This is a genomic window from Marivirga sp. (genome assembly GCF_035704835.1).
Lineage (GTDB): Bacteria > Bacteroidota > Bacteroidia > Cytophagales > Cyclobacteriaceae > Marivirga.
Genome location: NZ_DASSWQ010000012.1, coordinates 17,387 through 41,664 on the forward strand (window position 1 = coordinate 17,387; position 24,278 = coordinate 41,664).

The following is a 24,278-nucleotide window of genomic DNA, read 5'->3' on the forward strand; positions in this document are numbered from 1 at the left end:
CCCATTTAAATTAAGCGACTATTTGGCATTATTAGTAATTAATACGCCTCTCCACCAAAGCTAGATAACAAAAAAAGGCTGCCTTCCTATATGGAAAACAGCCTTCAATTTAAATTTGATGAGTTTTAAGATTCTTTTGGCAAAACGTTTGTAGAAATTCTCACGCTTCTTTCTTCACCAATATTTGATACAATTCTTATTACTTTTTTCTGTGTCCCCATTTTACCTCTACTGTTGAATTTAACAGTAATTTCACCAGTTGCCCCAGGTGCAATTGCTTCACCTTTTGGGTATTTAGGAACTGTACAACCACAAGTTGTTTTTACATTTGAAATAATCAATGGTTGTTTACCAGTATTTTCAAATTTGAAAACGTGCTCTACAACATCACCTTGGGTAATATCACCAAAGTCATGATTTTCCTCCTCAAAAGTGATTTCTGGTCCATTTGTACTTTCAGTACTCTGTGCTATCGCACTACCTAAAATTAGAAATGATGCGAAAAATAATATTGCCTTCTTCATAATTGAAATGATTTTTTATTAACGATAAGTAAAGTTACGAAAATTCAATAAAAATGATACCATAAAAAATAGATTGTGCAGGATTATTATTCTCTAAACAGAATATGTAGCCTAAAAAAACTTTGGATGAAAATTTACCAAAAATAGCTCATTTGTTGATCTAGTGATAGCAGTGTAAAGCCAGCGGATATATTCTTTATTTACCATTTCGTCTGTCAGATAACCTTGATCTACAAAAACTGATTTCCATTGCCCTCCTTGAGACTTATGACAGGTTAGTGCATAGGCAAACTTTATTTGAAGAGCATTTAAGTACGGATCTTTTTTTATTGCAGCTTTTCGTTCTGCTTTTGTTTCCAATTCCATATAATCTTCTGCTACTTTATGATATAAATCTCTATACTCATCATTATTTAATGATGGACCGTTAGAATGCAAGGTATCTAAAATGACTTTAACTTGTAAATTTGGATGATCTTCATAATCAGTTAGCCGGATCTCTAAATCCGCAAAGCGTAAACCGTACATTTCTTCGAAATTGATAACTTTTACCACCTCCATAAAATCACCATTCGCTAAAAATCCTCCAGGGGTATCTTCGGTTTGATATACATAATTGTTTTTGACAATCATTAAGAAATCACCCGCTTCTAATTCACCTTCCATAAAGTGGATTTGCCTCCTTATGTATTCATTATATTGAACAGCCATTTTATTTGACCTACAAATAATAACCGTATTTTCTATTCCATATTTATCGTAGGCATATCGAAGACCGTCTTCCAGTCTTTCTCCAGTCATTCTAAAAATATCTTTGTAGGCATTAGTTGTGAAGTGAATATTAAATTCTTTTTTCGATAATTCACTCCTAAGCACAGTTGCATTGTAGAGAATACCAGAATCTTGGGCCTGCCGCATTACCTCTGTTAAAACAGTCTCTATTACTTCCGCTCTGTAATTACTTTTTAAGAAATTTGCATCCAAGCCTGCACTATTCAGTTTCCCTACAGGGGGAAGCTGAGCATCATCACCTATAAATAAAATTTTATTTCCCTCATTTTGAAAAACATAATTGATGACATCATCTAATAAGCTACTGTTTCCAAATCCTTTTTCATCAGACAACATACTGGCTTCATCAATAATGAAAAGTGTTTTTTCATGATAGTTCTTTTGAAGAGAGAAGTTCGGTTCCCCACTCCCCACCGCAGAAGTTTGTCTGTAAATCTTTTTATGAATCGTAAGTGCTAACCTTTTAGAATAGTTACTCATCACTTTGGCAGCCCTACCCGTTGGTGCCATTAAAACATATTTATAATTGAATAATGGCAAGAATTTAACCAAAGCACTGACAATAGTAGTCTTCCCAGTACCTGCATATCCTTTTAAAAGTAAAATAGGCCTGTCTGCATCATCCAACTTAAAAAAGGGATCTAAAGCTTGGAAAAATTGAGACTGACCAGGAGTAGGTTCAAAAGGAAATTTTGACCTTATAATACTGGAAGCACTAGGCATTCATTTTATGATTGATATCTTGAGGAGTAATAACTGCCATTGTTGTACTTGCTTTTGCAATCAAATCTCTTCTTTCACCATCTACTGACCAAATCTCCGCTTCGCAAAAATTTAGTTTTCTTCCTTTCTTTACTACATATCCTATTGCGTGCAATTTTTTACCCATTCCTGCTTTAAAATAAGATATTTTAATTTCAGCAGTCACCACATGACAATCCGCCGGAACGGTAGTATACGCAGCAAATCCCGCCACAATATCAGCCACAGTAGCAGTAACACCTCCGTGAACTAATCCCTTTTGTTGTTTATGAATCTGTTGAATATCAAGCCATCCCTCTGTTCTACCTTCTTCAATTATGGATAAATCAAATCCAATGTGTTTCATGAATTCTTGACGTTCTAAAAATTTATCTACTCTTAACTTAAAGTCGTTGGTTGCTATTTTTTCCTGCATTTTGTGTAATTTCAAATAATTTACAAATATAAGCATATTGATGGCTGAAGAAGCAAAAGAAAGTATCAATCATAAGTTTGGAGGAAAAGTTAGAACTCGAGTTGGTGGAATTTTAATAGAAAATGAACAAATTTTACTGCTTAAACATGAAGGTATAGGTAAAAAAGCTTTTCTTTGGTCTCCGCCCGGTGGAGGGATTGAATTTGGAGCTAATTCAGAAAATAATTTAATTAGAGAGTTTCAAGAGGAAACAGGATTGAATATCCGAGTTCATGAACTACTTTTTGTAAATGAATTTATGAATGATGATATTCATGCCATTGAACTTTTTTTTAGAGTGGAAAGGACTGGAGGAATTCTTAAGTTAGGAGAAGATCCTGAAATGGAAAATAATCAAATTTTAAGCGAATTAGCATTTTTCGATGAAAATAGATTAATAAAAACAGAAAATGACTACTTACACAATATGTTTATTGGAATAAATAAACCTCAAGAGGTTTTAAATCTTAAAGGATATTTTAAATTTGTGATTAATTCCATAACATAGCGTTTTAAATAAATCCAAAATAGAGAAAAAAATAAAAAGATGAGTAAGACAAAGATTGCATCAATAATTTTCTTCGTAGCAGCCGTAGTAATTGGTTACTTTTTCGTAGATAGCATTGCAGCCGATATACAGCAAGAGAAAAAAATTCAACGAGAAGAAGCACGTGTTATCGAAAAACTTAAGCTGATTCGCTCTGGATTAATTGCATATCAACGAGTAAATGGTCAATATACTAGTGATTGGGATAAGCTTATTAATTTTATCGATACTGGTGAATTCTATTTAACGGAACGATCTGAAACTATTATTCCAAGAGAATATGGTGGAGATAGTGTTGTAATTAATATTGATACCTTAGGAACCATCCCTATATATGACTCGCTTTATGCAGATATTCCTAATTTCAAATTACAAAACCTACCATATAAACCGGGAACAAAGGTTAAATTTGACATCTTTGCAGATAAAATTATCAAGGGTTCTGTAAGGGTTGATGTGTTTGAGGTAAGTGATCCTAATCCGATTAATCCAAAAAGAAAAGAGGATAATAATGAAAAAGCATTAAGAGTGGGATCACGTTCAGAAGTTACTACAGCAGGAAACTGGGAATAATATTTTGGATATAGCTAAAGAAAAAGTTTTTAAACCAATAAGAAAGATTAAGGATGACAAATTTTCAATCGATAAAATAGAGCAGTATTGCTTAATTTTATCAATTGGAGATAGAGACCTTCAATTGACTATTATTGATATTAAGTCTAATCGAGTATTAATCTTAGAAGATTATAGCTTAAATAAGACTTCTGATGAGCATCAAAAAGTGCAAGTTTTGAAAGCACTTTTTGATGAACATCATCTTTTAATGGTTGGGTTTTGGAAAGAAGTGCTTTTATGCTTCAAAACACCCAAATACTGTCTATCGCCACTCTCCTATTTTTCGAAAGATAATGCTAGAGCTATTTTGAAAATGAACTGTCAAGTAGAAAGCTCTGATTCTGTTGGTTATTACAAAGTGAATAGCAATGATTCAGTTAATATCTTCACCTACCAAAAAGAAGTATTAAAGTTCATTCGTTCTATTTACATTAATAGTAAAATAAAAGTAACTCACCAGAGTGGTATGCTGGTAAATGCAATACTAAATAATACTCCAGTCTCAAATGAGAATGAGCTATCGATTTACATCGATAGATTCTACATGCATGCATCAGTTACAAATAGTGGTAAGCTGCTCTATTTTAATTCCTTCCTAATTCAGAAATTTGAAGATTATAGCCGATATATAAATCTTATTTGTAATGAGTTTAAAATATTGAAAAAAGAAGGAAAGATTAAATTATGGGGTTATATCAAAAGTGATTCATCTCATTTTAATGCTTTACAGAAAGATTTTCCTGTGTTAAAAGCCGGCAACAGAACTTCAAAGCTAAATTTCGGATTTAAATTCGATGAAATTCCTGAGCATCAATATTTCGATGTATTTGGAAATTATTTTAATCTTTAATTATGGCCAAAAGAATCGCAATATTTCCAGGTTCATTTGACCCGTTTACTAAAGGTCATTACGATATTGTTAATAGAGGGCTTAAGATATTTGACGAAATAATAGTTGCGATTGGCTATAATTCAAAAAAACAAAATAGATATTTCGAAATCGACATGATGGTTAGCAAGTTGAAAGAAACTTTTGAAAACGAACCTAGGGTATCCATCATTGTTTACAATAAATTAACCTCCAATTTAGCAAAAGACCTTGGTGCAGGTTTTTTATTAAGGGGATTACGGAATACTACTGATTTTGAATATGAGAACAGCATATCCCAAGTGAATAAATATTTGAATGAAGAACTGGAATCTGTTTTTCTAATTACCGCACCACAATATGCAGCAATTAGTTCCACTATTATTCGAGAAGTTCACAGGTTTAGCGGTAATGTGGATGAGTTTCTTCCTTATAAAATAGAGAAATAAAATTAAGAAAATCATCAGATTTTCTAATCAATACTATAATATCAAATCTTAAAAATTAATTCATACTTATTTCATACAACTTATTTAAAAATACGTTAGATTTCGTCATATAAAATTAAATACTATAATGGCACTTAATGAAGCATCAGATTTCGCCCAGTTTGACGAATATGATGAAAAAGATTACGATGATGAGCTCGAAGATGATTTTTTTGATGACGATACTGACGACATCAAATTAAATGATGTTGAAGAGGACGATACAACTTGGCGATTTAAAATCGATGATAATTTAGAAGAGGATGAAGAGGGAGATTATGAAGATGAAGATTATGAAGATGAAGATTATGAATTTGATGACGAAGATCTAAAAAAAGATTTGGACGATTATTAACAATAAATGGGTGCTTATTAAAACTCAGCACCCATTTTTTTATTTTTATTTTGCAGGAAATACTTCTAATGCTAATTTTTGTGCTTCCGTGAAAGCTTCTTGGTTGATTCCTAGCGGTATATTTTTACTGTTAAAATATGCAACCATATCCTCAGTCACCATATTTCCTACCAAATCATCCTTTGCCATTGGGCAACCACCAAATCCTTTAATTGCACCATCAAATCTTCTACAACCTGAGGAGAAAGCTGCATTTAGCTTTTCCCATATAGTAGCAGGATTACTGTGCAAATGGGCTCCAAATTCAATATGAGGATACTGATGAATTAATTGCTCAAAAATCCAAGAAATATTTTCAGGATTAGAAACACCTATAGTATCAGAGAGAGAAATCACTTTAACTTCCATTTCATCTAACTTCTCTACAAATTCTTGCACGAAACCAGCATCATAAGGATCACCATAAGGATTTCCAAATCCCATAGAAAGATAAACCACCAAAGTTTTATTATGGGCTAGTGTGATATCTTGAATTTCTTGTAAATCTTCCATGGCAGTGCTAATCGAACGTTTCGTATTTCGCTGCTGAAATGTTTCCGATAGAGAAAGTGGATAACCTAAATAAGATATCTGTTGGAATTGTACTGCATCAGAAGCTCCTCTTTGATTAGCAATTATTGCTAGCAATTTAGAACTTGAATTTTGCCAATTTATCTTATCAAAAACCTCTGCACTATCGCGCATCTGAGGTATAGCTTTAGGTGAAACGAAACTTCCTGCATCAATCGTATCAAAGCCTACCTCTAATAATTGATTTATATAATTAATTTTATGGTCTGTAGGGATAAAATCATGCAAACCTTGCATGGCATCCCTCGGACATTCGATTAGTTTAATATCTTGATTATTTATTTCCATACTCAAAGCTAATCAATAGGTTTTTTAGCTAAAAGAAATATTTATCCTGAATGAGTTTTCAATAAAGAGAAATCATAAGTATAATAGTATTTTATTTAGTACTACTGACTAAATTTCATTTTCTTTTTAAAAAATAACTGTGGGAGTCCTCATTAAACAAAGTGCTTATGCTACCATTATCAACTATTTTGGAGTTGCAATAGGTGCCATTAATATTCTATTTTTATTTCCGGAATTTTTAGGTCAAGAGAAATTGGGGTTTTTCCAAGCATTTACATCCATGGCCATTATCCTTTCTCCATTTGCCCAAGTTGGTCTTCCTCGCACGCTTTTAAGATATTTTCCAAGATTTAATATCGGACCAGAATCTTGGGGTAGGTTTTTTACTTTTGTTTTAATACTAGCTTTTTTTTCAATTTCTTTATTCATTGGCGTTTTTCAATTAGTAGACCAATGGGTTTTTGGCTTTTTTGAAGACAAGGCTCCTGAACTCATAGACCAATATTGGCTCATCATTTTGTTAGCTAGTATTTTGGTTTATATCTCAATTTTTGAATCATTTTATAAAGCAAAGCTTCATGTGGTAATCCCCACATTTATGCGAGAATTTTTCTTGAGAATAATGAGTAGTTTACTCGCTTTATTATTCTTTTTGGATTACTATTCATTTGACTGGTTTTTACTACTTACCGTAGCCGTTTATGCTTTTAGCTTAATATTAATGATCCTAATTTTGCTAATTAAAGGCCAATTACATTTTAACTTTTCAATCTTTCATTTAGAAAATTCATTTATAAAAGAAATGTTGAAATACACATTTATTATCATGGCTGGTGCAGTAGGTGGTATTATTGTTTTGAGAATTGACACTTTAATGGTTACAGGTTACCTTGGTCTTAATGAAACTGCTATTTACACCATAGCTTTTTTTATGGGTACCATTATAGAAATTCCCAGAAGGAGTATTGCACAAATGTCTGACGCAATTATAACAACTGCTTTCGAAAATGAAAGACTTGATGAGGTAAAGAAAATTTATAAACAAACCAGTATCAATCAACTAATTCTAGGAAGCTTTGTATTTATTTTGGTTGTTATAAACCTCGATAATATTTATGCTATTATGCCAAAAGGCGGAACTTATGCAGAAGGGGAATGGATTGTAGTTTTAATTGGATTGAGCAAACTAGTTGATATGGTGTTTGGCGTTAATTCTGAAATCATTATTTCATCCAAAAAATATAAAAGCAATATCTATTTTATACTGATTTTAGCTGTTTTAACCATAGGACTTAATATTTTATTGATACCTGAATATGGACTAATTGGAGCCGCTATTGCTACTTTGACATCAATCTTTTTGTTCAATCTTATTAAAATGATTTATATCTATTACATTTTACAATTTCAGCCATTTTCATTGCACACATTAAGCACTATTTTATTGTCAGGATTTTGCTTATTTATAGTAAGTATCATTCCAGAATTCTCTCACCCGATACTCAATATTGCTTATTTAAGCTTAGTTACCTTAATTATCTACGGATTGTTAATGTTACTTTTCAAGCCTTCGAAAGAAATCACTGTGATAATTAAAGACTTACGAGAAAAATTTAACCTCTGAAAAAGCGTTTGATTGTTTGAGCTACATAATCAATTTCTTGTTTTGTATGACTGGGATGAATTGGTAATGATAAAATAGTATCAGAAGCTAAGCTAGCACTGAGAAATTTTTCATTTTTTTCAAAAATTTTCATGTCCGAAAGAGCTTTTGGATAATGAATATCGGTTTCAATTCCTCTACCTATCAAAAATTTCTGAAGCTCATCTCTCCTTTTCGTTCTCAATACAAATTGATGATAAACATGGCCTTCAATTTTCAGAGGTAAACTACATTCAACATCTTGTAATACATCAAAATAAATCTTTGCAAGTTCACGTCTATGTTCATTATCAGAATCTAAAAATCCTAGATTTGCTGTAAGTACTGCAGCTTGAAGTTCATCCATTCTACTGTTTCTTCCTAGTTGAAGATGTTCGTTTCGGGTAACTTGTCCATGATTGGCCCAAAGCTGACATTTAGTTGCTAAAAATTCATTATTGGTAGCAATTGCTCCAGCATCACCCAAAGCAGCTAAATTTTTGGTGGGATAAAAACTAAAGGCAGTAATATCACCAAATGTTCCAGCCAATTTTCCATTTAAAGTAGCACCGTGTGCTTGTGCGCAATCTTCAATTAAGATTATTTTTTTTTCTCGACAAATAGACGCTATTTTCTGGACATCTGGATGAACCATTCCAAATAAATGTGGAAGTATGATTGCTTTGGTTTTAGATGTTATTCTATTTTCAAAATCAGAAATATTTAATCCAAAATGAGTGATGTCAATATCACAAAAAACTATACTTGCACCTACAATTTGAATAACTGAAGCGTCCGAAAACCAACTAAAAGATGTTGTAATAACTTCATCCGTTTCTTGAATTCCCAAACTTCTTAAGATTATCTCCAAAGCGTCTGTGCAATTTGCAGTTGGAACTATATGATTAAGCTGAAGATATTTTGAAAAATCTATCTTGAATTTATGAACATAATCACCATTCATGAAAACACCTTTATTCAAAACAGCATCAATAGCAACTCTAACTTCTTGCCGAACTGGTGATAATTTTAAAAAAGGAACAGTTTCAAATTGCATATCGTAACTTTGTATTGTAGGCTCTCCACAAATATATAATGATTTTTATTTGCAATAACAGCATCGCTTTTCCAACTTTAAAATTGTTTTTGAAGTGTTTGAGCAATAAAAATCATTAAATTGAAATAATATAATTGATACTTCAAAGATTAAAAATTTTAAATAAAAATTAGTCATAAATGAATAAAGTGGCAATAATGACTTCTGGTGGTGATGCACCAGGCATGAATGCTTGTATAAGAGCAGCTGTTAGGGGTGCAGTATATCATGGCATTGAAATTTACGGAATCTATAGAGGCTATGACGGAATGATTGAGGGAGATATTATAAAAATGAACTCTCACTCTGTAAGTAATATAATTCAAAAAGGTGGCACTATTCTAAAATCCGCACGCAGTGAAGAATTCAAAACCAAAGAAGGAAGAAAAAAAGCATATGACGAACTTCTAAAGTTAGGAATAGAAGGCTTAATCACGATAGGTGGCGATGGAACATTTACAGGTGCTAAAATATTCTTTGAAGAATACGGTATACCGACAGTAGGTGCTCCAGGTACTATCGATAATGATCTATATGGAACTGACTTCACGATTGGATTTGATACTGCCGTTAATACCGCATTAGGCGCTATCGATAAAATTCGTGATACAGCAGATTCACATAATCGATTATTCTTTATAGAAGTTATGGGCAGAGACTCTGGCTATATTGCTATCCGCTCAGGCATTGGCGGAGGCGCAGAACTCGTGATGGTTCCTGAAACATCCACAAGTATCAAAGAAGTAATTAGCACGTTACAAGAAGGCTGGGCTCGCCATAAGACTTCCTCCATTGTGGTGGTAGCTGAAGGTGACGAAGAAGGTAATGCAATGGAGATAGCTGAGAAAGTCAAAAAGAAAATTAAACAAAAAGATATTAAAGTCTCGATTCTAGGTCACATCCAACGGGGTGGTTCACCAAGTGCGCAAGATAGAATTCTCGCTAGTCGATTAGGACTGGGTGCTATTGAAGGACTGATGAGAGGAGAAAAAAATGTTATGGCTGGTATTATTGATGACAAATTAGTGTACACTTCTTTCGAAGATAGCATTACAAAAAGTAAGCCTTTAAATCAGGAATTAATTCATATGGTCAAAGTGTTGAGTGTCTGAAATTATATTCCGAATCAATAAAAAAATTAAAACGTATTAATTAGGGAAATGAATTTCTGCGTTAAATCGGTGAAAATCCATATAATTTAGAAAAATGGAATTAAAAACAACTATTGAAATAAAGCCAACGGAAGAAAAAATCCATCCGCATGATAAGATAACTTCTATTGGCAGTTGCTTCGCAGACCATATTGGCAGTCGTTTTGAAGAAATGAAAATGGATATTTTAAGTAATCCATATGGCATTATCTACAATCCCATTTCTCAAATGCGTTTAATTAAAGCTGCTTTGAATAATGAAGACCTAAATGAGGACCATATTATTGAAAACAGAGATATTTATAATCATTTAGATGCGCATTCCATTTTTGGAAAGAAAAATTTATCTGAATTAAAAGAGGGCATCAGGGAAGCATCTGCAAAACTTAAGGAATACCTTGAAAGCTCAAAAGTTTTGATTTTAACATTTGGCACTTCATGGGTCTATCGATTCGATAAAACTCAACAAATCATAGCTAACTGTCATAAATTACCATCTCAAAATTTTCAAAAAGAATTATTAGAATTAGATGATATCGTAAAAGAGGTAAGTGAAACATTAAAATTTCTTAAAGAAAGAAATCCACATATCAGAATAATTTTAACTGTCAGTCCTGTTCGACATATTAAAGATGGAATTCCTGAAAATAGCTTAAGTAAGGCTATTTTAAGATTAGCTGTATATAAGATTAAAAAAGCTATTGATAAGACCTATTATTTCCCTTCATTCGAATTAATGATGGATGATTTAAGAGATTATCGATTCTATGCAGAGGATATGATTCACCCCAACAATGTAGCTAGAAATTTCATCTGGCAACGTTTTAGAGAAACCTTCTTTTCAGAGCCTCTATTTACATATTGCGACAAATGGCAAGCAATAAAAAATGATTTAAACCACAGGGTTATGAATCCTGGGTCTGAAGAACATATCCAGTTTTTAGAAGCCTTACAGAAAAAATTAAATCGATTTTCAGTAATGGGGAATGTGCAAGAGGAAATGAAACAAGTGGAAAAAGAACTAGAAAATGCCAAAAGCCAATAAACTTATTCAAGAAAGTAGTCCATATTTACTCCAGCATGCTTACAATCCTGTTGAATGGCAAGCTTGGAGCCAAGAGGCATTGAATCAAGCTAAAAGTGAAGATAAACCTATTTTATTGAGCATCGGTTATGCTGCTTGTCATTGGTGCCATGTGATGGAGCACGAAAGTTTTGAAGATGAGCAAGTGGCTAAAGTGATGAATGAAAATTACATTTGCATAAAGCTTGATAGAGAAGAAAGACCCGACATTGATCAAATCTATATGGATGCGATCCAAAATATGGGGTTAAACGGAGGGTGGCCATTAAATATATTCTTGACGCCTAATCAAAAACCATTTTATGGGGGCACTTATTTTCCTAAGAAAAAATGGCTAGAGATATTGGACAAAGTAGCCATAGCCTTCCAAAGCAACAGAAATGATTTAGAAAATTCAGCAGATAAATTCACTAAAGCGCTCAATGCCTCAGATAGTGAAAGATTAAGTTTAGGAAAATTAAAATCACAAAATTTTGAACCCAAAATATTAACTGAAGCTTACCAAAAATTAGTTACTTTCGTTGATTTGGATAATGGTGGAACTTTAGGTGCACCGAAATTCCCAATGCCTGTAATTTGGCAATTCCTATTGAAGTATGCATTCCATAGTCAAAATCCTGAAGCTAAAAAAGCCTTGGAATCTACATTAACTTCTATGGCCGATGGAGGAATTTATGACCAAATTGGAGGCGGATTTGCACGTTATTCAGTAGATGCAGAATGGTTCGCTCCTCATTTTGAAAAAATGCTTTACGACAATGGGCAATTAATAAGTCTTTATGCAAATGCTTATCGATACACAAAGAATCCTTATTTTAAAGAGATTTTCGAGGAAAGTATTCGATTTAGCGTCAGAGAAATCATGGATTCATATTGTAGGTTCTATTCTGCTTTAGATGCCGATTCTGAAGGTGAAGAAGGGAAATTTTACACTTGGACCTATAAAGAGCTACAAAACATTTTAGGAGGAGAAGTAGCTCCGGTTTTAAAATTTTACAATGTAAGCAAAGAAGGAAACTGGGAGAATGGAAGAAACATTTTATTTCGCCACAGTTCAATTGAAGATTTTTGCAAAGCAGAAAAATTAGAACAGAATATTTTTGAAGAAGAATTACAATCTTTTAAAAATCAACTTTTAGCAACAAGGGCAAAGCGAGTTCGTCCTGCAATGGATGATAAAATCCTTACAGGATGGAATGCCTTGCAAATGAAAGGGATTTGTGATGCTTATAAGGCGCATCAAGATGAAAAGTATAAAGCCATTGCTCAGGATAATTATGTTTTTTTAAGTGAATTTGTGTGGAATGGAAAAAACCTTTTCAGAAGTTTTAAAAATGACCAGGTAAAGTTAAAAGGCTACTTAGAGGATTATGCGTTAACAATTCAGGCTTCTTTAAGTCTATTCGAAATTTCCTCAGATTCTAAGGCTTTAGATTTTGCAGAAAAACTTACTCACTACACAATTGAGAACTTCTATGATGAAGATGAAAAATTATTTTTCTACACTGATAAATCCAGCGAAGCCTTAATTGCTAGAAAAAAAGAAATATTTGATAATGTAATTCCTTCTTCCAATTCGGTCATGATTGAAAACCTTCACTGGTTAGGGATTTTAAAAGGTAATTCAAAATTTAGTGAAATATCAGAGCAGATGTTGATGCAAATTCAGCATCTAATTCCAAAAGAGCCAAAATACTTATCCAATTATGCATCAGCCTATGCTTTAAAAGCATATCGTAGCTATGATATCGTAATCGTTGGAAAAAAAGCAATCCAATTCCAAAAAGAATTATGGAGTCATTACCTTCCAAACACTTTTATTACCGCCATCCTTGAAGAAAGTGATGAACAATTGGTTTGGAAGGGAAAGGAAATATTCAATACCAAAACCACCATTTATGTTTGTGAGAATAACGCTTGCCAACAACCTGTATATTCCGTTGAGGATGCTTTAGCCCAGTTGAAAAAATGAGTCAACTTAGCTTGAATAGTATTGAGGAAGATAGTTTAACAAAGACATATTTTGTACAGGTTTTACTGCCTGTACCTATCCCTAAAACATTCACTTATAGAGTTCCTCGGAAATATGAGAAGCTAATTCAAGTAGGAATTCGTGCTATTGTTCCTTTTGGTCAAAAGAAAATCATTACGGGTGTAATCAGTTCCATTCATCAAGAAGCCCCATCAGATTATGAAGCAAAGTATTTACTAGAATTACTTGATGAATATCCTGTAGTGAGCCGACAGCAATTTCAATTATTTGAATGGATGGCACAGTACTACATGGCCACAGCAGGAGAAGTACTCAACATTGGACTTCCTTCAGGTTTAAAACTCAGTAGTGAATCTAAAATTCAGCTTAATCCTGCCTTTCAATTAGAGCAATCACCTTATATCTTTAGCCAGATAGAGGAAGTAATCATTAATTTACTTAAAAAAGAAGGACTCCTCTCCTACCAGCAATTTGCTGAAATTTCAAATTCGAAACAAACCAGCCTTTTAATTAAGGATTTGCTTAAAAAGCAAGTTATCATGCTAATTGAACAGGTTCAGGAACGTTACAAACCGAAGACCGAAAAGCGATTAAGATTACATAAGGACTGGTTAGATAAAGCACAAATGAATGAACTTATGCAGCAACTGGATAAAAAGCCAAAACAGTTGGATGTACTTTTAAAGTATCTGCAAGAAGTTCCTGTTTTTAAGGATATAAGCAAAAATGAAATTGGCGTTTCAAAAAGTATTTTTAAAGAAGAACAATTCTCGATTTCATCCATCAATACCTTAATTAAGCATAAAATTTTTGAAGAATACGAAGTCATCACTTCTCGCTTGGATTATCTTAACCGTCAAGAAAATCTGGATCATGAAATTTCTTTAAGTGCTGCTCAGCAATACTGTAGAGATGAAATCAATTCCATATTTGTAGAAAAGGATGTGGCATTATTACATGGCGTAACGGGAAGTGGAAAAACAGAAATTTATCTTTCCCTCATCCGCGAAGTGATTGAAAGTGGGTCGCAGGCTCTGTTCTTATTACCCGAGATTGCCATTACCACCCAAATGATTCAACGTGTGCGTAAAATATTTGGAGATCAGGTAGGTATTTATCATTCTAAATTTTCCGATGCGGAACGAGTTGAAGTTTGGCAGGGAGTTGCTGAAGGCACCATCAATTTCGTGATTGGTGTCCGTTCTTCTATTTTATTACCATTCAATAATCTATCGTTAATTGTGGTAGATGAAGAACATGAAAGCAGCTATAAGCAATATGACCCAGCTCCGCGTTACAACGCTCGCGATACTGCCGTTGTACTAGCCAATATTCACAGAGCAAAGTTGATTTTAGGTTCAGCTACACCTTCGTACGAAAGTTATTATAATGCTAAAACGGGAAAATATGGACTTTCCGTTTTAACCGAACGATTCGGTGAAGGCACTATGCCTGAAATTGAAGTAATTGATATGCGTAGGCAGAAAGCTAAAAAGCTTGTAAAAGACGACTTTAGCCATAGCTTTTTAGCAGCACTTGAATCAGAAATGAATAAGGGTAATCAGGCCATAATTTTTCAGAATAGAAGAGGTTATGCTCCGTACCTACAATGTGAAACTTGTGGCTGGATTTCTGAATGTGAAAACTGCTCAGTAAGTCTTACATACCATATGCATCAACATGAACTCAAATGTCATTATTGCGGCTACAGACAAAAAAGTCCAAGTGCATGCTTGAGCTGTGAATCAACGGCTTTAGTGATGAAAGGATTTGGAACCGAGAAAATTGAAGATGATTTAAAATTGCATTTCCCAGATGTGAAAATCCAGAGAATGGATAGAGACACCACAAGAAAAAAATATTCATATCAACAGATAATTGAATCTTTTGAAAATGGAGAAACCCAAATTTTGATTGGCACTCAAATGGTAACCAAGGGATTAGATTTTGAGAATGTGAGCATTGTGGGTATTGTTGATGCTGACAGAATGATGTATTATCCTGATTTTAGGGCATATGAAAGAGCATTTCAAATGATGCTTCAAGTTAGTGGAAGAGCTGGAAGAAGTCATAAAAAAGGTAAAGTATGGATTCAGAGTTTCCAAGAAAACCACCCGCTTTTTAATTATTTATTAAAATATGATTATGAGGGTTTTTATGAATTACAACTGAAGGAAAGGCATTCATTTTTTTATCCTCCATTTTGCCGATTAATCAAAATTATTTTGAAAGGTGCCCAATCAGATGCCGTAAAAAATGGTTCGAAATTATTATATGAATCTCTGATTTCACAATTAGGCTATCAAAGAGTTTTAGCTCCACATGAACCTATGATAGCCAAAATTCGCAATATATATCATATGGAACTTTGGATAAAACTGGAAAAAGGATACCCATTAGAAAGTACCAAAAATCAGATTAAATCTTCAGTTAACAAATTGCAAGAGAATTCTCAATTTAGAAAATTACGAATTATTTTTGACGTTGATCCTCAATAAGGTCCTTTTCAATTAACTTCCTGCCTAAATTATACGGTATAATTAGTATAATTTCACTAAATTGTGTGAAAATTTTTTGTTTGGATAAAATCTACCAATATAATTTAATTGGACTTTGGTTCAAAAACCCCGAAACAGAGCGTAAGTTTAACCTAAGCAGTTTCAAAGAAGACCTATATGCGCTTCGATTTGTCATCATTTTAGGAACAGCTTTAAGTATCATATTTATTTTTGTAGATGTCATACGGTATAAACCTGATTTAATTTCTATTGTCTTTCGAGGGGGAATGGCATTGATTTTATTGATTTTGGGTAGCTTAACTTTTTTATTTAAAAAAGAAAAATATCAATCCACTCAATATATGAGTGTTCTAATAGCCTTATTTGTCTCCTCTATATTTTTTTTACATTATCATTTTAATGAAGATCCTGACTTTGATATTTTCCTTTCAAATATTTTAATGGTCATAATTTTTGTAACCTCTACCATTATGGGGATGCGTTTTCGCTACGCATTGTTAGTCAATACGATTAATTTTTCAGGATATATAATTTATATCGAAACTATTAATTATTCAATCATAGCAGAAAGACAGATTTCTCAACTATTTGTTATTTATATGGTTGGAATACTCGCTTCCTACCTGCTTGACAGACAAAAAATGAGCTCATTCATCAATAAAAATGAGCTAGATATGGAAGTCAAGAAAGTTGATGAGCTTAACAAAGTTAAAAACAAGCTTTTTTCAATCATTTCCCATGATTTGAGAGGCCCAATAGTTTCACTCAAAGGAATTTTAGGATTGTATAAAAAAAGGGCTGTAAGTGAGGAAGAGTTTAAGCAATTAACTCATAATTTGGAAAATGATTTATATAGCTCTTCCAATTTACTGGATAATCTTTTGGCTTGGTCAAAAAGCCAAATGCAGGGATTAGAAATTAATAAAACTAAAATTAATCTTAATGATGAACTGCTGATATTAAAACAGCTATTTGAATCACAACTAAAATCTAAAGGGATTACAATTGAAATTTCTATAGCCGAAAACCATAGTATTCTTGTTGATAAAGAAAGTATTCAAATCGTATTTCGAAATATAATATCAAATGCCATTAAATTCACACCGCTTGGAGGAAAAATTTCAATTTCATCCAAGAAACACAATGATGAAATGATTAAGCTTGAAGTTACTGATTCTGGTGTCGGAATTCCTCCCGAAAAATTAAACCAATTATTCCAAATTAGTAAAGATACTTTAATTGGAACATCTTCTTCAAACGGGGCGGGAATTGGATTGTTATTGGTAAAAGAATTTATTGAACTCAATAATGGAGAGGTTTCAGTTGATAGCACTCTTGGAAAAGGAACTTCTTTTCGAATTTTGTTGCCTACCAATTAAAATCAAGACGAACTTTTTATATCTTCTTTTCATTACAAACAATCATTTCAATTCTGTTAGGATAAATCCATCAATTAAAATTATTTTTGCAACATGATATTAGTCGGAAACGCAGTCATCACAGATGACATTAAGGATAAAAATTTTGTATGTAACATTGAAAAATGTAAAGGCGCTTGTTGCGTAGAAGGTGATTTAGGTGCCCCGCTTACGAATGAAGAATTACCTATCATGAAGGAAATATATCCGAAAGTAAAGCCTTATTTATCAGCAGAAGGTATTAAAGCAATAGAAGAACAAGGTGAATATATTGAAGATTGGGAAGGAGACTATAGTACCACCACCATCAATGATAAAGAATGTGCTTATGCAGTTTACGATGAAAAAAACATTCTAAAATGCGGCATTGAACAAGCCCATAACGATGGCAAAATAGACTTTCTAAAGCCAATTTCATGTCATTTATATCCTATCCGAATCACTAAGTATGATGAATACGATGCTTTAAATTATGATAGATGGGAGATATGTGATCCAGCTTGTGATTTTGGAGAAAAACTTGGTGTTCCTCTTTATAAATTCCTTAAAGATGCACTTATAAGAAATTACAGCAAAGAATGGTATGAAGAATTGGTACGAGAAATTCAATCTGACAATACTACGGATTAAGATTTTAAGTTAGGGATAATAACTGTGAAAATAGTTCCTTTTTCCAATTCCGATTCAACATTGATTTGCCCTTTTATTTTTTGAATGGTTTCTTTTACAATGTAAAGCCCAATTCCTGTGCCTTTACTATTGTTAGAAGCTCTAAAAAACATTTCGAAGATTTTTTCTAAATACTGAGATTGAATTCCTAATCCATTATCTGCTATTTTAATGACCGCTCTCTTTGAATCCGTTTTCACATTTATTTTCACAAAAGGATTATCAGAATAGGGGTTAAAATACCGTATAGCATTGGAAATAAGATTATTAAAAATGACTTTTAATCTTCTTTTATCAGAATAAAATGGAATGTCATCTTCAATTTTTATATGCTTTTTAATTTTATCATAATTTTCTAAATAATGATAATTATCCAAAGTATCTGTGAGTATTTCGTTAAAATCAATTAACTCTGATTGAACTTCCTGCCTAGCATTTCGAGATAAATCCACAATATCTTTAATAAAATTATCGAGCTTATTGATGCTTTTATCGACTAAATCAAGATAATCTGCTAGTTTTTCCCTACTCGTTTCATTTTTCGCCAAATTAATTAGCCCTTTTACAGAACTAAGTGGGGCTTTTAAATCATGAGAAGCGCTGTAAACGAAACTGTCAAGCTCAGTATTCAATTTCTTCAATTCACTATTTTGATTTTGGAGCTTTTCTTGAGCACTTTTAATGGCTGTAACATCTCTAATTGCTCCATCAAAATATTTAGTACCATCCTCATCTTCACTAACCATGCTGCTAAGAAGCCCTGTGAAAATGTCTCCATTCTTCTTTCGAAATTTCACTTCAACGTTGGTTACTTCTTTTACTTTAATCAGAAATTTTCCTAATCTCTCCCTATCATTCGGGTTTTCATAAAGGCTATTTAGTTTGGCATGTTGGTATAGTTCTTCTTTTGAATCAAAGCCAAACATTTTGACAAATGCTTCATTGACAAAAATCAATCCCTTTTCATGAGATGTCCTATATATCGCTTCAGATATATTTTTATTGACTGAAGCAATTATTCTTTCATTGCTCTTAATTCTTTCCTTTTCTTCAAAACTTTCGGAGATATCGTTGGTCAAACAGGCCACTCCACTTATGTTTCTATTCAGTATTACTGGAAATATTTTGGAATCCACAACCTTAACAACTTCACCATCTTTTTTGTAAAAATCTCGATAATTTTCTTCCTTTCCTTTTAAGGCTTTCTTAATTCTATCTAACGTTTTTTCATACTTATTCAGCAAATCACTTTGTTCCAAAACATTCATACCCACTTCAGGTGTAATTCCGTATTCAGATTCTAAATGGTGCCTAAATTTTTGATTGAATGCCATTAAATTGAATTCTGAATCCACCAACCATATCATTGAATCAAGTGTATCAAAAATTGCCCTTAAACTAGCCTCTTGATGTAATATCTCTCCTACCTGAAATTGAAGTTTATTATTGAATTCTTCTGTAAGACTTTCAAGTTTTTGATTTATATTTTTGTAATCCGTGCTAATTGAATTCAATACTTCATAGAAAGGACTAAAAGTATTTTTTTCGCTAGTTTCAAATAATTTCGTCTCTTCTTTATTCCATTTGAAGCTTTTAAGAATATTGAGCAGCTGATTAGATTCTTTCTCAGAATTTTCTACTAATTTATTTGACTTTAAATTCTTAGCTTCCTCAATTAATTCTTCTCTACTTAAAGAATTAAGATAATTTTCATAGGAATTATCAGAATGACCGTTTAAAGCATACTCTATAGCTAGATGGGGCTTATTAAGCGTTTCCACATCTTCAGCAAATTGAGAATTATGGTCACGAAAAGATTCCAATACAGTGTTATCTAAATTTTCATTAATAAAATACACTTTAGACCAAGACTCTCTTAAGAAAAGTTGATAATCCTCTAATTCATTCTGTGAAGAGCTAGGAATATCACCTAATTGACTAGCATCCATGATAAATGTCAGTTTCTGTTTTTGATGAATTTTGGAGGCACTCCGCAAATTTTGAAAGAATAATTGCCATGTAGCGCTATCAGCATTGCCTATTGATATTACATATAATATGCTATCATCTATGAGAATGAAATAACATCTAAAATCTTGAAAATCAGTGATATTAAAACTTTCTAAAAACTGATAACTAAGTTTCTTAGTCTTTAAAATATCTTCTATTTGATGTAGATAGTGGGTATTCAAATCAATTTTTGATTGTAAGATTTAGCATTTCTAAAAATATGCAAAATCTTTTTCAAAAAACTGTCTGAACGCTTAAATTATAGTTAATGTAGGGAATATAAAAAATTACATAAAAATTTAGTTAATATTGATTTTCAAATTCCTGTTAAAACAAAAGCCTAGTTTAAATAAATAGACTGGGCTTTTGCAGAAATGAATAAAAACTATCTTTGGAAACCTCTAAGTTTAATCTCCGTTAGCTTCCTTTTGGTATCCATCGGAAAGTCTCCTTTCATCATCCAGTCGTAGTAACCAGATTCTTTCTTCATCACTTCCTCTACAGGAATTCCCTTATGTTTACCAAAATTAAAAACCTCTATCCCATCATCATTGAAAACAAATCTTCCGGCCAAATCCACCATATTCTCATTGGTTATTTGATGTAAGGTTTCTACATTATTTTCAATTGTACCTAGTACCTTTCCCTTTAAGTCTCTTAAACTTTCACCTTCATATCTTTTAATCTGAGCATCCAAAACTTCAAGTGTAGCTAAAGTATCTGCTTCTGCTGAATGAGCATCTACCAGATCTTTTCCACAATAGAATTTATAAGCTGCGGTTAAGGTTCTCTTTTCCATCATATGGAAAATCTTTTGCGCATCCAATAATTTTCTTTTGGAGATATCAAAATCAACATCCGCTCGTAAAAACTCCTCCACCAATACTGGTACATCAAATTTCAAAATATTGAAGCCTGCTAAATCACAGCCATGCAGGAAAGCAGAAAGCTCTTTTGCAACGGATTTGAATGTAGGTTTATCTTTTACATCCTTGTCGTAAATCCCATGAATCAAACTACTTTCAAGAGGGATAGGTCTTTCCGGGTTAACTCTTGCGGTATTTTTGATAACATCCCCTGCTGTCATCACTTTTACAAAGGAGTATTCCACAATTCTATCGTTTACGACATTAGTTCCAGTGGTTTCCAAATCGAAAATGACTAAAGGATTTTTAAGTTTTAAAAACATAAATTATTTAACTAAAATTTGAGCAGTTTCTTTTAAATCTAAATTCCTGAAATGACCAGAACTTAAAAAAGCAAAAGTGGAAGTTTTTCCTTTTTGAATTTCCATTGCTTTTTTCAATTCATTTTCATCATTAAAAAATTGTAATTCAGGATTATTAAATGCGTTTTTAATGTCATCTTCCTTTATTTTATTTTCTCCAGCAATTTTAAGGTTGTCAGGATTAATGTAAACAAAAGCTTCATCTGCGTGCTTTAAGGTGTCTTTATATTCTTTTAAAAACTCTTTATCTAAACTACTAAAAGTATGTAGTTCATAAGCAATACAAATTTTACCTTTTGAAAATTGATGATGCAAAGCATTTACAGTAGCCTTTAATTTTGAAGGGGCATGTGCATAGTCTTTATAAACTCTAACTCCATTATTCTCAGCAAGCAATTCCAATCTGTTTTTTGCACCCTTAAAAGAGCTAATAGCTTGATAGAATTTATCAGCGGGCACTCCCAATAAATCACAAACTTCTTGAGCAGCTTTTATATTCTGAAGATTATGCTTTCCAAAAACATTAATTTTTACCTTTCCGTGGTCTTTCGTTTTAAGATATGTAATCCCTTCCTTTATTTCTGCTTCATGGGCTGAATAAGGAATCTTACGCACATCCTCACGTTCTTTTGCCCCTACTATATTCGCCAAATTATCTTCTTCACAATAGATTAATGAGCCAGCTTTTGGTGTTTTATCAGCAAATAAGTCAAATTGCTTGGTATAATCCTCAAAAGTTGGAAATACATTCTTATGATCCCATTTGATTCCTGAAATCACGCCAACATGATGATCATATTTCAAAAACTTGGGTTGAGGATCTAATTTCGAAGCTAAGTATTCATCACCCTCAATGACGATTATAGCGGCATCCGATAATTGAACTGTCAATTCAAAACCATCTATTTCAGCACCTACCAAGTAATCAAATGTTTTACCTGCAGATTTTAAAGCATGCATTATCATTGCAGTAATTGAGCTCTTACCGTGACTTCCACCTACGACAATCCGTTGCTTATTGGTTGAAACTTCTCTAATAAATTCGGGGAATGAGAAAATAGGTAACCCTAACTCTTGTGCCTTTTTCAATTCAGGATTATCTGCTTTAGCATGCATTCCTAAAATGACCGCATCTAACTTGTTATGGAGCTGATCAGGATTCCAACCTATTGATGCGTTTAGTCCTGCGGCTTTTAATTTTCCAGCAGCTGGTTCGTAAATTTCATCATCTGAACCAGTTACTGTAATTTTTCTTTTATGAAGTGCTAAAGCGAGGTTGTGCATCACGCTTCCACCCACTGCAATAAAATGTACTTGCTTAATATTATTTAAATCCATTGATTTTATATTCGGTTATCCAAAAATAGAATAAAGTTTATGCTGTGGCAAATTATCTACCATTTTTAGATGTTGATAAGCTGTGGATAAGTTGTCGGAAACTTGGTCGCTTTTCACTAACGATAAAGGAAATAATAATTTAGCTTTGTTAGCTTTTGAAATTTCAAAAATTAGCAGGGAAACACATGGAGTCAAAAAAATCATCCGCATTGAGAATAGGTCAAAAAAACAAAAAGCTTGATATAAGTGATAATATGGGGAAAATACCCCCTCAGGCGGTTGAATTAGAAGAAGTTGTATTGGGTGCTCTTATGCTCGAAAAAGATGCTTTGACCAATGTTATTGACATCCTAAAACCTGAAAGTTTTTACAGAGAAGCTCACGAAGAAATTTATAAAGCAATTGTTCAACTTTTCAACAATTCGGAACCTGTTGACTTAATGACGGTTACGAATCAGTTAAGAAAAAATGGAAAGTTAGACCTTATCGGTGGTGCTTATTATATTACTTCCCTAACTTCCAGAGTTAACTCTGCCGCCAATATTGAATACCATGCTCGAATCATAGCAGAGCAAGCTATTAAAAGACAATTGATAAAAATTTCCCGAGAAATTCAGGAAGATGCCTACGAAGACACCACGGATGTTTTCGATTTGCTGGACAGAACCGAGCAGGAATTATTTGATGTGACCAATTCCAACATTAAAAAGAATTATGCGGATATGTCCTCCCTCATGAAGCAAGCTTTTGTGGAATTGGAAGAAAGAAGAAATCATACCGATGGTTTAACAGGTGTACCTACTGGTTTCTCCGCACTGGATAGAGTAACCTCAGGATGGCAAAAATCAGATATGGTGATTATTGCGGCAAGACCAGGTATGGGGAAAACCGCTTTTATCGTTTCAGCGCTCAGAAATGCCGCTGTTGATTTCAAACAACCTGTTGCTATATTCTCATTAGAAATGTCTTCAGTACAGTTAGTTAACAGATTAATATCTGCAGAGGCAGAATTAGATTCTGAAAAAATTAAAAAAGGTGACCTAAAAGACTATGAATGGCAACAGCTCGTTCATAAAACAGCCGCTTTAACTGAAGCGCCAATATTTATAGATGACACCCCAGCCCTTTCTATTCTGGAACTAAGAGCGAAATGTAGAAGATTGAAACAGCAGCATGATATTCAATTGGTAGTAATTGATTACCTACAGCTAATGTCTGGTGACACTTCTAAATCAGGAGGTGCGGGAGGAAATCGTGAGCAGGAAATTGCTTCTATTTCTCGTTCTTTAAAAAATATTGCAAAGGAACTAAACGTCCCTGTTATTGCCCTTTCTCAATTAAGCCGTGCTGTAGAAACCAGAGGAGGTGACAAAAGACCACAACTTTCTGATTTAAGGGAATCAGGATCTATTGAGCAAGATGCGGATATGGTAATGTTCTTGTACCGACCTGAATATTATGGTATTACAGAAGATGAGAATGGAATATCCACTACAAATGTTGGTGAAGTTATCATTGCAAAGCACCGAAATGGGTCCTTAGATACCGTTCCGTTGAAATTTATTGGTCGATTCACCAAATTTTCAGACCTTGATGCTCCAGGAAGCGATAGTGGCGTACCAGGTTATGGAACAACATTCCCTTCTCAGGCAGGAGTACCAGCTGATTTTGATGAGCCAAGTTCAGTTACTTTACCTAGTAAAGCCACAGGGAATGAAAATTCACAAGACTCAGATGAAGCTCCTTTTTAATTGTTATAGTCGCTTGTTATTGCACATATATTCTTAAAATGTAAAATCTACAAGCA

The 24,278-nt window shown here is 33.0% G+C and carries 21 protein-coding genes; 13 read left to right on the top strand and 8 right to left on the bottom strand.

From position 1 onward, the window contains the following. Positions 1–125: 125 nt before the first annotated feature. From VFM92_RS01890 to VFM92_RS01900, 3 genes are all read right to left on the bottom strand, one after another. Positions 126–524 carry a DUF1573 domain-containing protein gene (locus tag VFM92_RS01890; protein WP_325120497.1) on the bottom strand — a complete coding sequence of 133 codons (399 nt, stop codon included), beginning with the start codon at positions 522–524 and terminating at the stop codon, positions 126–128. Between the two features lie 111 nt (positions 525–635). Then, positions 636–2,039 (bottom strand): ATP-dependent DNA helicase, encoded by a 1,404-nt coding sequence (locus VFM92_RS01895; RefSeq protein WP_325120498.1) that lies wholly within the window; start codon positions 2,037–2,039, stop codon positions 636–638. Further along, a complete protein-coding gene (locus VFM92_RS01900) occupies positions 2,032–2,493 on the bottom strand; it encodes a PaaI family thioesterase (RefSeq protein ID WP_325120499.1) in 462 nt (153 codons plus the stop codon). Before VFM92_RS01900 ends, VFM92_RS01895 begins: the two co-directional genes overlap by 8 nt. A 40-nt stretch (positions 2,494–2,533) precedes the next feature. Here VFM92_RS01900 and VFM92_RS01905 point away from each other — a divergent pair, with 40 nt between their 5' ends. The 5 genes from VFM92_RS01905 (at position 2,534) to VFM92_RS01925 (ending at position 5,405) form a co-directional block, all read left to right on the top strand. Then, on the top strand, positions 2,534–3,040 hold the full coding sequence (locus tag VFM92_RS01905) for an NUDIX hydrolase (RefSeq protein WP_325120500.1): 507 nt from the start codon (positions 2,534–2,536) through the stop codon (positions 3,038–3,040). 39 nt (positions 3,041–3,079) lie between these two features. After that, positions 3,080–3,652, top strand: a complete 573-nt coding sequence (locus tag VFM92_RS01910) for a hypothetical protein (RefSeq protein ID WP_325120501.1) — start codon at positions 3,080–3,082, stop codon at positions 3,650–3,652. Between the two features lie 4 nt (positions 3,653–3,656). Beyond that, on the top strand, positions 3,657–4,544 hold the full coding sequence (locus tag VFM92_RS01915; RefSeq protein WP_325120502.1) for a DUF3822 family protein: 888 nt from the start codon (positions 3,657–3,659) through the stop codon (positions 4,542–4,544). A 2-nt stretch (positions 4,545–4,546) separates the two neighbouring features. Further along, on the top strand, positions 4,547–5,011 hold the full coding sequence (gene coaD / locus VFM92_RS01920) for a pantetheine-phosphate adenylyltransferase (protein ID WP_325120503.1): 465 nt from the start codon (positions 4,547–4,549) through the stop codon (positions 5,009–5,011). Between the two features lie 127 nt (positions 5,012–5,138). Next, positions 5,139–5,405: a hypothetical protein gene (locus VFM92_RS01925; protein ID WP_325120504.1), complete on the top strand. Its 267-nt coding sequence runs from the start codon at positions 5,139–5,141 to the stop codon at positions 5,403–5,405. 45 nt (positions 5,406–5,450) lie between these two features. Here VFM92_RS01925 and VFM92_RS01930 read toward each other — a convergent pair whose 3' ends face one another. Then, the gene (locus VFM92_RS01930) at positions 5,451–6,323 is read right to left on the bottom strand and encodes a hydroxymethylglutaryl-CoA lyase (RefSeq protein WP_325120505.1); all 873 of its coding nucleotides are present in this window, start codon (positions 6,321–6,323) and stop codon (positions 5,451–5,453) included. Between the two features lie 139 nt (positions 6,324–6,462). Between VFM92_RS01930 and VFM92_RS01935 the strand changes: the two genes are divergently transcribed. Beyond that, entirely contained in the window at positions 6,463–7,947 is a 1,485-nt protein-coding gene (locus tag VFM92_RS01935; RefSeq protein WP_325120506.1) for a polysaccharide biosynthesis C-terminal domain-containing protein, read from the top strand. Here the strand turns inward: VFM92_RS01935 and VFM92_RS01940 are convergent. Beyond that, positions 7,937–9,022, bottom strand: coding sequence for a DegT/DnrJ/EryC1/StrS family aminotransferase (locus VFM92_RS01940; RefSeq protein WP_325120507.1), 1,086 nt, complete (start codon positions 9,020–9,022; stop codon positions 7,937–7,939). The two genes, VFM92_RS01935 and VFM92_RS01940, sit on opposite strands and share 11 nt — an antisense overlap. Before the next feature lie 179 nt (positions 9,023–9,201). On the opposite strand from VFM92_RS01940, the gene pfkA reads away from it, so the two are divergent. From pfkA to VFM92_RS01970, 6 genes are all read left to right on the top strand, one after another. After that, positions 9,202–10,173 carry a 6-phosphofructokinase gene (gene pfkA / locus VFM92_RS01945; protein ID WP_325120508.1) on the top strand — a complete coding sequence of 324 codons (972 nt, stop codon included), beginning with the start codon at positions 9,202–9,204 and terminating at the stop codon, positions 10,171–10,173. 94 nt (positions 10,174–10,267) lie between these two features. Beyond that, on the top strand, positions 10,268–11,257 hold the full coding sequence (locus VFM92_RS01950) for a GSCFA domain-containing protein (RefSeq protein WP_325120509.1): 990 nt from the start codon (positions 10,268–10,270) through the stop codon (positions 11,255–11,257). After that, positions 11,241–13,268, top strand: coding sequence for a thioredoxin domain-containing protein (locus tag VFM92_RS01955; protein WP_325120510.1), 2,028 nt, complete (start codon positions 11,241–11,243; stop codon positions 13,266–13,268). The genes VFM92_RS01950 and VFM92_RS01955 overlap by 17 nt, the downstream gene beginning before the upstream one ends. Then, positions 13,265–15,787, top strand: coding sequence for a replication restart helicase PriA (gene priA, locus VFM92_RS01960; RefSeq protein WP_325120511.1), 2,523 nt, complete (start codon positions 13,265–13,267; stop codon positions 15,785–15,787). Before VFM92_RS01955 ends, priA begins: the two co-directional genes overlap by 4 nt. Positions 15,788–15,867: 80 nt before the next feature. Further along, positions 15,868–17,187: a HAMP domain-containing sensor histidine kinase gene (locus tag VFM92_RS01965; protein WP_325120512.1), complete on the top strand. Its 1,320-nt coding sequence runs from the start codon at positions 15,868–15,870 to the stop codon at positions 17,185–17,187. A 93-nt stretch (positions 17,188–17,280) separates the two neighbouring features. Continuing rightward, positions 17,281–17,856: a DUF3109 family protein gene (locus tag VFM92_RS01970; RefSeq protein WP_325120513.1), complete on the top strand. Its 576-nt coding sequence runs from the start codon at positions 17,281–17,283 to the stop codon at positions 17,854–17,856. Here VFM92_RS01970 and VFM92_RS01975 read toward each other — a convergent pair. From VFM92_RS01975 to VFM92_RS01985, 3 genes are all read right to left on the bottom strand, one after another. Continuing rightward, positions 17,853–20,087: a PAS domain-containing sensor histidine kinase gene (locus VFM92_RS01975; RefSeq protein ID WP_325120514.1), complete on the bottom strand. Its 2,235-nt coding sequence runs from the start codon at positions 20,085–20,087 to the stop codon at positions 17,853–17,855. The genes VFM92_RS01970 and VFM92_RS01975 overlap by 4 nt on opposite strands. Before the next feature lie 203 nt (positions 20,088–20,290). Continuing rightward, on the bottom strand, positions 20,291–21,094 hold the full coding sequence (locus VFM92_RS01980; protein ID WP_325120515.1) for a 3'-5' exonuclease: 804 nt from the start codon (positions 21,092–21,094) through the stop codon (positions 20,291–20,293). A gap of 3 nt (positions 21,095–21,097) precedes the next feature. After that, positions 21,098–22,471, bottom strand: a complete 1,374-nt coding sequence (locus VFM92_RS01985) for a UDP-N-acetylmuramate--L-alanine ligase (RefSeq protein ID WP_325120516.1) — start codon at positions 22,469–22,471, stop codon at positions 21,098–21,100. Between the two features lie 185 nt (positions 22,472–22,656). On the opposite strand from VFM92_RS01985, the gene dnaB reads away from it, so the two are divergent. Further along, complete coding sequence (gene dnaB / locus VFM92_RS01990) at positions 22,657–24,222, top strand: replicative DNA helicase (protein WP_325120517.1); 1,566 nt, start codon at positions 22,657–22,659, stop codon at positions 24,220–24,222. The last annotated feature ends 56 nt before the right edge of the window (positions 24,223–24,278 follow it).